We start from the raw sequence: 12,105 nt of genomic DNA, 5'->3' as shown, positions 1-12,105 counted from the left end.
GCTATCTCCCTGCCGATAAGAAGCGGTCTAATGTCTGTCAGTGAGTTAGGCAGCCCAGCGAGCTGAGCGCAGAACGGCAACGTGATCAAGTAAACGAAGCACGCGGTCGGAGTCTTTCTCCATGAGCCATTCTCCCTTCAAAAATGGAGCTGCCGTATCAGGCGTACTCCGAGAAAGCTGCAATTCTTCCACATCCATCCAATCAGTGCCAACGATCTGATTGACGGCTAAGCCTAACATAGTTCCCTGTTCTTCAACCGCAATGACGGGAATTTCAGGGCGATCTGTATTGAGTTGGGAAGGATATCCCAAAAACTGACCTAGATCTGCCACCCAAATTACCCGACCCTGCTCATTCAGGGTACCCAATAAGAGCGGAGATACGTTGGGAACAGGGGTAATTCGATCGGGGGGTTGCTCAATAATGCGCCGAATACCAGTTGCCGGTAGCGCAAATTCCTCGGCATCAGTGACAAAAAACCGTAGGTAAAGTTCACCCTCCGGAGTTTCGAGTTCCTGGAGTTCCGGTCCTTGGTCTTGACCTTTGCCAGTGAGAAAGTCAGGATTACCTACCATGCGTTTTACCTACGGATTAACCCCTGAGAAGTTGTTTTACAGTTCCCACCAGTTCGGTAGGTTGAAATGGCTTGGCGATGTAGGCATCAGCCCCCTGCTTCATACCCCAATAACGATCAAACTCTTCTCCCTTAGAAGAGCACATCACTACGGGCACATCCTGGGTCGAAGGGTCCGCCTTGAGACGGCGGCAGAGTTCATAGCCATTCATCCGAGGCATGACGATATCCAGCACAACGAGATCAGGGGGATGCCCGGACTGAATATGCTCTAGCGCCTCTACTCCATCGCTGGCGGCGGTCACGTCTAGGCCACTGCCTCGCAGGAGTTCTGTGATCATTTCCCGTTGGGGGATGCTGTCTTCCACCACTAAAACCATACTCATATATTTAATGACTCGCCAATCGGCTCCCCTGGGTCAAATGTCTGAGTAAAACTCAGTAATTTTAGGTCTTTTATGGGTGAGGGGGACAGCAGCCAGAACCCCCTACAGGCCATCCTGTGACTATTAAGGTACCCCTAAACCACCAAAACGCTGAAAGTTTGCACAAATTGCTTTACTTGGTTGACGAAACTCACCACAGGATATAGGTCCAAGCCTAATTGTACCTAGACCGTGACAAGCAGGGCCATTCTGGGCCAAGCTCGTTGGGAATGGGGCAGGCTACCTCAAGGGTGGGGTTGGCCCTGCCCCCATTTCAAGGTCATCTTGGATGGCCTCCGCCAACAGCAGCTCGGGCTCGGGCCGTTGCGGATTGCCGAGACCAACATATTTTTCCACCAGGGTCAGCAGCTCCTGAGCCCCGAAGGGTTTGGTAAGATAGTCTGTGGCCCCCGCCATACGGGCTTTGACGCGATCGATAAAGCCGTCCTTGCCCGTCAACATGACAATAGGGGTCTGGCGAAAGGCGGTGGACTGGCGCAGCATGGCACAGAGCTGGTAGCCCTCTAGTTCCGGCATGGCAATGTCACACAAAATCAGGTCGGGCTGAAGCTGAAACAGCAGGCTCAAGGCCCGGAGGGGATTGCCAATGGAGGTCGCTTCATAGCCCTGCTCCTCCAAAATTTGCTCCACGGTTTGGCGCACAGTGACTCCATCGTCTACGCACACCACACGGGGCACCCGAGCCGCATCCCACTCTTCCCGGTCAGGGTCCGGCTGGGTCGGCTGGGGAGGGTGGGGCAACTGGATTAAACCTCGACGGGCGTAGGGATAGAGCCCCTTGGCCAAAGTGACCACATCCCGTCCGAGATAGCGGGCAATTTGCTGCATTGAGGTCCGACCATCCATCCAGTTCAGGAGGCGGCTGCCCTGGGGTCCCGCCAACTCTGTGGCAATACCCTTGGCATCCACAATGGTGGGGCACTGGTGGGGCGACTGAATATGGGGATGGAATTGTTTCCACTCTTGAATCTGCTGGGTAATGGTGGTCACCAGCGGGCCGCTGTGGAAGGTGGTGAGTTGGGGACTGAGGGCAGTGCTGAGCTTAAAAACGAAGGCTCCTTGGTGCAGGCTGAGCAGATCAAACAGGGTTTCATGAACCATGCCACTGAGAATGGCGCGACCTTGCTCTGGGGTAAGGACGTGGTTTTCCATCAAGGCCCAGAGATAGCCATACTCTGGGGAGTTGAAGGGTGCGATCGCGGAGGCAGTCGTAGTATCTAGAGCACTATCTAGCTCATAGCGATGGAGATAGTCTCGCAGGCGAGTTAACTGCCCATCTGTCGTACCGGCATAGACAATTTGGCCATTCAGCAAAAATACGAGCCAAGACTGGGCTGTCCTGGGGATAGCTAGCCCCGATAACCCAGTATTCTCAGGTCCCGCATAAGCTTCTACATAAAGTTCCCCGGTTCGCTGACCCAACTCAATCAGTTGGAGAATACTGCGAATATCAATTTCACTGAGTTGACCCTGCATACGTCCCCGCCTGCCCCTGGCGCGATCGCCTGTATTTCCTTCAGATTGCCCATGGCGGAGAGGTCTTCATCCAATTCAGTTATCCTCAGCAATCAGGGCAGTCTAGTCTGCCCTTAGTATAGTTCTCTGGGTCTCCCTATCCAGACCCTACCCCAGTCCCTCTCCAGAGCCTCGCCCCCCAGGACTTTACCTTAGAAACGGAGCGAGACTAGGGCAAATCCTGAATCAGACCCCAGTGCCCCTTGAGCCGACTAGGGGGTGTGGACAATTAACGGGGAAACCCTTGCGGGGTAGGCATGACCACGCCCGCCCTACTAAATCAAGCTAGGGGCTGTCACCGCCCCTTATTAACCAGGAATCTGGCCTTGATTGTCCACAGCCCCTAGCGGTTCGGCAAACCACACTCCCCAGGAATTGTCCGAATTCCACCGGGCTCTGTACATTAACACCGAGAGAGGAAGAATGCTAAATTCCCTAGGATAGCGAGGGCCGCAAGGATTCGAGTTCATCCCGAGGGATGAACATTGGCCTCAATCGGACTCGATGTACCCGATCTCAATTCACACCCCACGGAGGACTAGCCATGGCCGCAATATCTCTCAACGTTTCAACCGTAAAGCCCTTAGGCGATCGCATCCTCGTACAGGTGAGTGATGCCGAAGAAAAGACTGCTGGTGGCATCTTGCTCCCAGATACCGCCAAAGAAAAGCCCCAGGTAGGGGAAGTAGTGCAGGTTGGTCCAGGCAAGCGCAACGATGACGGATCTGTACAAACCATTGAAGTCAAAATAGGCGACAAGGTGCTGTATTCCAAATATGCTGGCACGGACATCAAGCTGGGTACCGATGACTATGTGCTGCTGCGGGAATCGGACGTGCTGGCGACTCTGATCTAAACCTTGCCCAAGTCCAGCAGTAGAGTTTTCCCTACCGGGAAAACTCTACTGCTGGACTTGGTTATAGATATATCCGACCTAGATATAGCAATCCTATTTGATTTCTGAAGACCTTCGTAGCGTGGGTGAAGCGAAGCGTAACCCACGGAACAAGAGGTGTCCTCAAAGCTCATGCAGGATTGCTATATAGCTGTTGCCAATTTGCTTCAGCCACTGAGAACCTATGGGATGCCTAGAAAATTCCCAGAAAAGATAATCCCAGTTGGAACTCAGCGATTGCAGGTGCTTTCGGGCGGGCAATGCCCATCATTGGGAAAAATGTTTTCCAGAATTCGTTATCAGTTACCCCTAACCTCTGGGCTGGCAGCCCTATTATTCCTGGGCTGCACCCTTTCTCCTTCCGATCCTCCAGAGCCCGGTCCCCCCGACTCTGGGGACAGTGGTGAGTCTGTTTCCCAAGGAAATGCGACGCCTCCTGTTGTAACATCGGTGCGGCCCGTCACCTTGGTGGAGTCGCTTGAACATCCCTGGGGCATGGACTGGCTCCCGGACGGCAGCCTCTTAGTGACTGAGCGGCCTGGACGCCTGCGAATTATTCGTGATGGAGATCTAGACCCCACCCCAGTGCCTGGTATCCCGGAAGTTCTAGCCTTCGGACAGGGTGGGCTGCTGGACGTAGCAGTGCATCCAAACTTTGCAGAAAACCAATGGGTCTACTTCACCTATGCCCATGGCAGTCGCGATGCCAATGAAACACGGGTGGCGCGGGCACGCTTTGATGGCAACGCCCTGACGGACTGGACCGTCGTCTTTGAAGTAGGGAAGTTGAAACCTGATGGCCAGCATTTTGGGGCACGGCTGGCTTGGTTGCCCGACAATAAGCTGCTGGTGGCGATTGGGGATGGGGGTAATCCCCCCCTCCAGTTGGATGGGGAACTCAGTCGCAACCAAGCTCAGCGCTTAGACAGCCGTTTGGGCAAAGTGGTGCGGATCAATGACGATGGATCGGTCCCTAGAGACAATCCCTTTATTGGTACCCCTGACACCGATGAGCTGATATGGACCTATGGCCACCGCAACATTCAGGGGCTAGTCGTAGATCCCCTCACTCAACAGGTCTGGGCCACAGAGCATGGAGCCCGAGGGGGAGACGAGTTAAATCTACTGGAGGTAGGGGAAAATTACGGCTGGCCCCTGGTAACCCACAGTCGAGAATATAGCGGCGGTGAAATTTCCTCGGAGCGATCGCGTCCTAACATGGTGGATCCCAAATTGGTTTGGACCCCCTCCAAAGCCCCCTCAGGTCTAGTGGTCTATCGCGGCGATCGCTATCCCCAATGGCAAGGACAATTGTTTAGTGGCGGTCTTGTCTCTCAGGATATCCGGCGCATTGAAGTGGATGATACTGGGGCTGTCATTGCCGAAACCTCTATCGCTATTGGCCAGCGGGTGCGAGATGTACGGCAGGGACCAGACGGCTGGCTCTACGTCCTCACCGACGATGCCAATGGGCGTCTCATCCGTTTAGACCCTGAGTAATCACGGAATGCAGCTTCCACACCCCCGCTTCAGAACCGAAATCCCTGTGAAGGAGCACAGTTGTACAGCCAACTAATCGTGCGCCCAACTAATCGGAGGGAGAGGGCTCCTCTGCTGCTAGAGCCTCCAATTGGGATTGGAGGCTGCTATAACTCAGGGTGACGGGGGTAGAACTGGATCTGGAAGGAATGGTGACCGTTAGGGGTGTAGAGAGGGCATTAAGTTGAGTCAAAACTTGCGCCAGTTCCATCTGCTGCTCTAGATTTTGGGTGCTAGAGAGCAAATTGCTGAGGCCGTTGATCAGGTTTCGAAGATTATTACGTAGGACCGGATCTCCCGTCAGCTCATCCACATCTGAGAGGAGTTTTTGGGCTCCCTGGAAGACGGCGCGAGCTGACTCTAGGGTCTGCTGGATCAAGAGAAGATTAGTCGGGGTATTGAGGGTTCCGGTGATGGCGCGAACATCAGCAGAGGCCACGCGCAGGTTAGCAGATGCCTCTGCGGCGTTGGCGGACAGAAGCTCTAGATTGGCCATAAACTCCCCGTCATCCACAGCAGTACCCACCGTGTTCAGGAGGCTCAGCAGGCGATCGCTGCTGCGGTTGATATTCACCAGCGTCCCGGTCACATTGGCCTGATTGGCTCCAATCAAACTGCGGACATCTGTCGCTGTGAGCTGAATTTCCCGAGCTGCTTCTGCCGCATTATCCGTAGCCTGTCGCGCTGATGCGGCTAGGGGCTGTACCTCCGCCTGGGCGGTCAGCGTTAGTTCCGTGAGTTCATCTGTCAGGGTGCTCACCTTTTCCGTCAGGATCACCGCATTGGCCAGAGTAGCCTTAATACTCTCAATGATGGCGGGATCAGCGAATAGCGTTGCAAGCTTATCCGCTGATTTCAACAAAGATTCGTAGCTCACCCCCACTACCCCTGGCAGGGTATCACCATTGCAAAGGATGACCGCGCTGTCACAATCGGCGGCAACGGGATTGATGGCCTGCTGGGACTCGCTTAGGGTCGAGAGCGGGGTAATGTCGATGGTGGTCTCGCCAATGAATCCCGATTGGTTGGCCTCAATCACCACGTCCCGAGGAATCCGGAGGGTGGCATCAGTGATTTCAGCGCGGATCTCCACCTGATTACTGCTGGGCTGAATTGCCAATACCCGCCCGACAGGGACGCCCCGATAGCGCACGATAGTGCCAATTTGCATCCCCATGGTGTTGTCAAATTGCAGCAGAATGACGTAGTTGCGGCTACCGGGGTTGATCCCCCGCAACCACAGCACTAGGCCCCCAAACAATCCCACCCCAATGAGGATGAGTAGCCCTACCGATCCTTCCCGAATTGCCCGTGCCCGCATCTGGATATCCTCCCCATCACCAGCCCGCCTTGCCCCGGTAGTCTAAACCGTAATGGTTGTAGACTGGCCTCCGCTAAACTGTGTTAGCCGAGCCTGCTATCTCTGTCAATGGTCCTTCTGTTAATGGACTCGTCAATGGACCAGTTGAATTGGCCCTTCTACCCGACCACTAAAGAACTGACGCATATAAGGATTATCGGTGGTGTCGATGGTTTCTACGCTGCCATCCCATTGGATTTCGCCCTGATGCAGAAAAATGACCCGATCGGCAGTGCGGCGAATGGTGCTGTCTTGGTGGGTGACAATGACGTAGGAGCTACAGCCCTGACCTCTTTGAATACTCCGAATCAGGTCTTCAATGATGGTGGAGGCGATGGGATCTAGTCCCGCTGTGGGCTCATCGTAGAGGAGCAGAGCAGGGCGGTCGGTGGGATTTTGGGGGTTGGAGATGATAGCTCGGGCAAAGCTGACTCGCTTGCGCATCCCCCCAGAAAGTTGGGCGGGGTAGCTATCGGCGATGCCGGGGAGCCCGACCATATCTAGCACTTCTGAAACTAGGTGGCGGATTTCCTGGCCAGACAGGTCGGAGTGCTGGTATAGGAGAAAGCCCACGTTTTCTTCTACGGTGAGGGAATCGAACAGGGCCGCCTGCTGAAAGACCATACCAATGCCGACGGGATCGGGGGCATCTTCAATCAGTCCCTGTCGCCGGTGTCCATCCACCCAGATTTCCCCCCGATCAGCGGCCAGCAGTCCAGCTACGATGCGTAGGATGGTGGATTTCCCTGTGCCAGAGGGGCCGATAATGGCGATGGCTTCTCCCCGGTTCATCGTCAGATTAAGACCATCTAGAACACGGGTGGAGCCGAAATTTTTGCTGATCCCGCGCAGTTCTAGGAGCGGGGTACCGTCACCACAGTCTAAGGAAGGAAGGGAGGAATCATCTGCCATGGGAGAAGTTTGCTGATAGGTGCGCTGGATGAATCGGTTGAAACTGGGACAAGGAATGACCCAATGACTCAATGATTTTTTAAGGCCATCTTGGACGGAAATGGGACGGACTAGCGCTGTTAGGGGTGCAATAGCCCAAATGGGCCATGGTCAGAGACCGGCCCATTTGGGGCGGTCTCTGACCATCGCACTTTTTCTGAAGGTCTTCAACGGTGGCGTGATCCCGCTCTAACCTCGTATCCTTCCCAACAGAGCTCTTCATTTTCTTCTGCCCAGGATCGTTTTCTGCCCAGGTTTTCTGCCCAGGATCGTTACGACTAGTCTCATGGTTTTCAAGTTTTTGCTGAAATGGACCTCTCACTTTGCGCGGCGGGTCCGCCACGAAACCTTACTGTTGACGCCTACTCCCCCCCACCGGGTCCACCAGCTCGTCAAATGGCTAGCCCCTGGGCTATTGGTGAAGCGCTGGATTTTCTTGAGTGTGGGGGGAGTGCTGCTGATTGGGTTTGGTTTAATGATTGCCCTCAAGCTGACCCCGGTATTTTACACTGTGCAGTTTTTGGGGGCGACGCTGAGGTTCCTCACTAACCTAGTTCCCAACTACATCAGCGGTCCCTTGGTAATTTTGGGGGGGCTATGGCTGATTTTTTGGGGCCAGACCCGCACCCTAGGGGCGATCACCGAGGTGCTGATGCCGGGGGGCGACGCGGAACTGGTGGATGTGCTGATTACTCAGCGGCGGCTACTACGGGGGCCAAAGATTGTGGTGCTGGGGGGCGGCACGGGGCTCTCAACGCTGTTGCGGGGGCTGAAGCATTTCAGCTCTAATATCACTGCCATTGTGACGGTGGCCGATGATGGCGGCTCCTCTGGACGCATCCGACGGGAAATTGGCATGTTGCCGCCGGGGGATATTCGCAATTGCTTGGCGGCGCTGGCGGATGAGGAGCATCTAATGACGGAGCTATTTCAGTACCGCTTCCGAGCGGGGGCAGGGCTTGTGGGCCATAGCTTTGGCAACCTGTTCTTAACGGCCATGAATGAGGTGACGGGGGATGTGGAGCAGGCGATCGCGGCCAGTTCTAAAGTCCTAGCGGTGCGGGGACAGGTTCTGCCCTCTACCCTCAGCGATGTTCGACTCTGGGCGCAACTCAGTGATGGGCGTCGCATTGAGGGGGAGTCGAAAATTACGGAGGCCAAAGGGCGAATTGTAGCTATTGGCTGTGTTCCGGCGGATCCCCCCGCCCTGCCCCGAGCCATCCAGGCGATTCACGAGGCGGACTACATTGTCATGGGGCCGGGTAGCCTCTACACCAGTATTATTCCCAACCTGCTGGTGCCGGAAATTGCCGTCGCGATCGCGCAACGGCGAGTCCCCAGCATCTACGTCTGCAATGTCATGACAGAGCCGGGGGAAACCCAGGGTTTTACCGTATCTGACCATATCCGCGCCATTGATGCAGCCTATGATCGCCCCCTTTTTGATGCGGTGCTGGTACAACGTCGGCCCCCATCGCCCCTGGCTCAGCATCGCTATGCCCAGGTGGGCAGCGAACCTGTGACCCTAGACCGTGAGGCGGTGATCGCCTCGGGCCGACGCATTGTCCTGGCTAACGTGATTGAAGAAGAAGAAACGGGAGCGGTGCGTCACCATCCAGCACGGTTGGCGCGGGTGTTGATGCGGTGGTATTCCCGGACGGTGAGGTTGGTGTAGGGGGGTGATGGGGTGATGGGGTGTTGGGGGGTGAGGTCACCGTAGGGGCGGGTTTGGCTCGGATATACCGGGTAATGCAGGATGGGAGACTCAAAACCCGCCCTGCCCAGTCGCCGGGTGATCGGTATTGGGGTGTTGGGGTGATGGGGTGTTACCGAACCGTAGGGGCAATCCCTTGCCTGTCCTGTTCGCGTAGCAGCTCCGCAGGAGCAACGGAGCCGTATAGCCCTTCGGGCATGGCTCACGCTAGGGCGGAGCCTGCCCGGAGGGCATAGGATGGTTGCCCTTGTGGCGGGTGACCCGTGATGGGGTGTGGGCAGGGTTTCCACGCCCAATGCAGGATGTCGCCGTAGGGGCGGGTTTGGCTCGTATTTGTCGGGTAATCCGGGCTGGGAGGCTCAAAACCCGCCCTGCCCTAGTCTTGGCGCAGGGTGGCGAGTTTGTTGGAGAGCCAGCGTAGGACGCCGACCGCGATCGCACCTGCCATCAACAGTCCAATGGAGGGCTGAAACAGCGGAGTCCAAAGACTGTACCAGAGGTCTAGCCCCAAATCGACGTGGAAGCTGCGCCCCACAACGGAGGCGGCAAACCAAGCAAAGCTCAGCAAGACAAAAAATAAGTTGGCCACGAGGAGCCAGTTTAGTCCCCTCAAAATGCGATCGCCCATAACCCCGTTGACACCTCAGCGTCCCATGCGAATGTGGATTGTGGCACCAGTTTACAGCGCCTTAGCGACCCAGAGGACTCAGGACAATGCCCACAAAGGCCACTATCCCCAAGACCACCAGAACCCAAGCCACAACAAGGGAGGGAGATCGTCGGGGATTGTAGCTCAAATCATTGTGGCGAATGCGATGCAGTTGCCGCTGGCAATCCACTGTCGCCGCCACCATGGCCCCAGTCCCCAAGACGACAAAGGATAGCCCCAGGATGCGAGAGAGGCGTAGCGGCATGGGGGGATCACCAGCACTCTGGTGCAACACCGTCAAAATCCGCTCGATGCCAAAGCCAAAACTAATCAAGGCCAAACAGGTGCGGATCCAGGCCATCAACGTCCGTTCTTCCGCTGCTCGATTGCGTTCCTTGGCCAGTTCAACGGCGGGGGTGGGGGGATCAGACTGGGGAGATATCATGGGCTGTGCAACTGTTGAAACCTACACCCAGGGTATGCCCTGGAGAAAGCCCATGCGGTCCGTGGCAATATCGACTCAAACAGAATTGGCGAAAGCGCGGAATCAGAGGGCCGCAGAGCGCACCCTTCTAGCTTGGATGCAGAACTGTTTGGCGCTGATGCTGTTTGGTCTTGCCTTGGAACCTCTATTGGGTGCGACGGTCCTTAACGTAGCGGCCCCGCAGGGGCTAAACCAGCCCTTTAGGGCTAGCGCACCCAGCTTGTCCTGGCATCTATTTCCTACGGTTGAGCGGGAACTGAGCTTGGCCTTTATTGCCACGGGGGTTCTCCTGCTGTTGATCGCCATGGGCCAATATCGTCTGACAATGGCAGCCCTCGCTGGAACCTCTCCTCCCTTGTCAAGGGTGCAGTGGTTAAATCGCCTGACCATTGTCGTCATTATCATCCTAGGAGTTTGCGTCCTTGCAGCAGTCCTACTCCTCAGTGCGATGGCCCTTTGGGCCGGTCTCTGACCATCGCAACTCCCTAGGACTGTGCGGCGTAAGTACTCTGACCGTTCATCGGGGCACACCTCGGCCCCTCACCCTAGCCCTCTCCCACGGGGCTACTGTGTACACACATCTCTCTGAGCAGTCACATTTTGGCGAATCCCCCGCGATCGCCGCCCCCTTTTCAAGGGGGCTACTCCAATTCTGGATAGGACTGCCCCCCTTGAAAAGGGGGGTTGGGGGGATCAAACCCTAAACAAGACTCAACCGAAGACTTATGTATACACAGTAGCCCACGGGGAGAGGGAATCAGAAAATGTTGGGCTGGTGCGACAGAATAGTAAGCCTATTTCAGCCTAGGTGTACTAGGGATAAAAACTAATCCGGGGCAGCCCCAGTTGCTCGTCTAACCCGTGCATCAGATTAAAGCATTGCACCGCCTGCCCCGCTTGGCCCTTCATTAAATTGTCGATGGCGGCCATGACAATCACTCGCCCGGTGCGGGCATCCACCTCCACCGATAGGTAGCAACGATTGGTGCCCCAAGCCCATTTAGTTTGGGGATAGGTGCCGTTGGGCAGCACCGTTACCCAGGGAGAATGACGATAAAAGGCGGTGTAAATCGTGTTGAGATCATCGCGCACCAAACCGGGATCCCGAAGGTTGGCGTAGACCGTGGCCAAAATGCCCCGCACCATGGGGATTAGGTGGGGGGTGAACTGGACCAGCACCTCATTACGGGCAAGATCGGAGCAAACCTGTTCAATTTCTGGGGTATGGCGGTGCTTGGCAACGCCGTAGGCCCCTACAGAATTGTCCGCCTCCGCCAGCAACAGATGTTCCTTGCGCTGGCGTCCGCCGCCGGAGACACCGGATTTAGCGTCGATGATCAGGCTGTCGGGCTGGGCCAGCCCCTGCTTCAAAAGGGGGGCGAGGGCGAGGAGGCTAGCGGTGGGGTAGCAGCCGGGGCAACCGACCAAGTTACTGGTACGGATGCGATCGCGGTAGAGCTCCGGCAGACCGTACACCGCCTGGGCATTGGTTCCGCTATCACTGCGGGATTCACCGTACCAAGTGCTGTAGGTTTCCAGATTGCTAAAGCGATAGTCGGCGGATAGATCCAGTACCTTGCACCCCTTCACCAGGAGTGTGGGGGCAAGGGTACAAGCCAAACCATTGGGCAGGGACAAAAATACTGCGTCACAGCGATCCGCGATCGCATCCACATCCACCGCTTCCACTGTCAGCGCCATCTCCCCATGGGGATCCGCGCCAGTCAGATGGGGATAGATATCGGTATAGGGCCGCCCTGCACTGCTGTTTCCCCCCAAATAGGTGATCTGGACCTGGGGGTGCTCATTCAGCAAACGTACTAATTGAATGCCACCATAGCCAGACGCGCCAATAATGCCCGTCCGGATCCGTCTTGACTCACCCATAATTCCACAAAATGACTGCTCTTAAAGATGTCTGCGGGATGCACCAGCAGATCAACCCACGGGTCACAGGCCCACTTCAGCCCAGGTTCT

12 protein-coding genes are annotated in these 12,105 nt (G+C 56.0%); 4 read left to right on the top strand and 8 right to left on the bottom strand.

The features are described from left to right. Positions 1-45: 45 nt before the first annotated feature. From LEP6406_RS0202845 to LEP6406_RS0202835, 3 genes are all read right to left on the bottom strand, one after another. Positions 46-576 (bottom strand): CheW domain-containing protein, encoded by a 531-nt coding sequence (locus tag LEP6406_RS0202845; RefSeq protein ID WP_008310153.1) that lies wholly within the window; start codon positions 574-576, stop codon positions 46-48. 16 nt (positions 577-592) lie between these two features. Further along, positions 593-961 carry a response regulator transcription factor gene (locus LEP6406_RS0202840; protein ID WP_008310155.1) on the bottom strand — a complete coding sequence of 123 codons (369 nt, stop codon included), beginning with the start codon at positions 959-961 and terminating at the stop codon, positions 593-595. Between the two features lie 279 nt (positions 962-1,240). Next, positions 1,241-2,497 (bottom strand): response regulator, encoded by a 1,257-nt coding sequence (locus LEP6406_RS0202835; RefSeq protein ID WP_008310157.1) that lies wholly within the window; start codon positions 2,495-2,497, stop codon positions 1,241-1,243. Between the two features lie 583 nt (positions 2,498-3,080). On the opposite strand from LEP6406_RS0202835, the gene groES reads away from it, so the two are divergent. Beyond that, positions 3,081-3,392: a co-chaperone GroES gene (groES, locus tag LEP6406_RS0202830; protein WP_008310159.1), complete on the top strand. Its 312-nt coding sequence runs from the start codon at positions 3,081-3,083 to the stop codon at positions 3,390-3,392. Positions 3,393-3,710: 318 nt separating this feature from the next. Then, positions 3,711-4,931, top strand: a complete 1,221-nt coding sequence (locus LEP6406_RS0202825; protein WP_008310161.1) for a PQQ-dependent sugar dehydrogenase — start codon at positions 3,711-3,713, stop codon at positions 4,929-4,931. A gap of 88 nt (positions 4,932-5,019) precedes the next feature. Here LEP6406_RS0202825 and LEP6406_RS0202820 read toward each other — a convergent pair whose 3' ends face one another. Continuing rightward, the gene (locus LEP6406_RS0202820; RefSeq protein WP_008310162.1) at positions 5,020-6,291 is read right to left on the bottom strand and encodes an MlaD family protein; all 1,272 of its coding nucleotides are present in this window, start codon (positions 6,289-6,291) and stop codon (positions 5,020-5,022) included. A gap of 132 nt (positions 6,292-6,423) precedes the next feature. After that, the gene (locus LEP6406_RS0202815) at positions 6,424-7,242 is read right to left on the bottom strand and encodes an ABC transporter ATP-binding protein (RefSeq protein ID WP_008310163.1); all 819 of its coding nucleotides are present in this window, start codon (positions 7,240-7,242) and stop codon (positions 6,424-6,426) included. 325 nt (positions 7,243-7,567) lie between these two features. On the opposite strand from LEP6406_RS0202815, the gene yvcK reads away from it, so the two are divergent. After that, positions 7,568-8,956 (top strand): gluconeogenesis factor YvcK family protein, encoded by a 1,389-nt coding sequence (yvcK, locus tag LEP6406_RS0202810; protein ID WP_008310164.1) that lies wholly within the window; start codon positions 7,568-7,570, stop codon positions 8,954-8,956. A gap of 415 nt (positions 8,957-9,371) precedes the next feature. Here the strand turns inward: yvcK and LEP6406_RS0202805 are convergent, their stop codons facing one another. After that, entirely contained in the window at positions 9,372-9,623 is a 252-nt protein-coding gene (locus tag LEP6406_RS0202805) for a hypothetical protein (protein WP_008310167.1), read from the bottom strand. A gap of 61 nt (positions 9,624-9,684) precedes the next feature. Then, on the bottom strand, positions 9,685-10,089 hold the full coding sequence (locus LEP6406_RS0202800; RefSeq protein ID WP_008310169.1) for a YidH family protein: 405 nt from the start codon (positions 10,087-10,089) through the stop codon (positions 9,685-9,687). Positions 10,090-10,141: 52 nt separating this feature from the next. Here LEP6406_RS0202800 and LEP6406_RS0202795 point away from each other — a divergent pair, with 52 nt between their 5' ends. After that, entirely contained in the window at positions 10,142-10,600 is a 459-nt protein-coding gene (locus LEP6406_RS0202795) for a YidH family protein (protein ID WP_008310170.1), read from the top strand. 341 nt (positions 10,601-10,941) lie between these two features. Here LEP6406_RS0202795 and argC read toward each other — a convergent pair whose 3' ends face one another. Beyond that, a complete protein-coding gene (gene argC, locus LEP6406_RS0202790; protein WP_008310457.1) occupies positions 10,942-12,015 on the bottom strand; it encodes an N-acetyl-gamma-glutamyl-phosphate reductase in 1,074 nt (357 codons plus the stop codon). Between the last annotated feature and the right edge of the window lie 90 nt (positions 12,016-12,105).

This window comes from Leptolyngbya sp. PCC 6406 (assembly GCF_000332095.2).
Lineage (GTDB): Bacteria > Cyanobacteriota > Cyanobacteriia > Phormidesmidales > Phormidesmidaceae > PCC-6406.
Note: the sequence above shows the minus strand (reverse complement) of the source record. Positions and strands in the feature narration are given on the sequence as shown.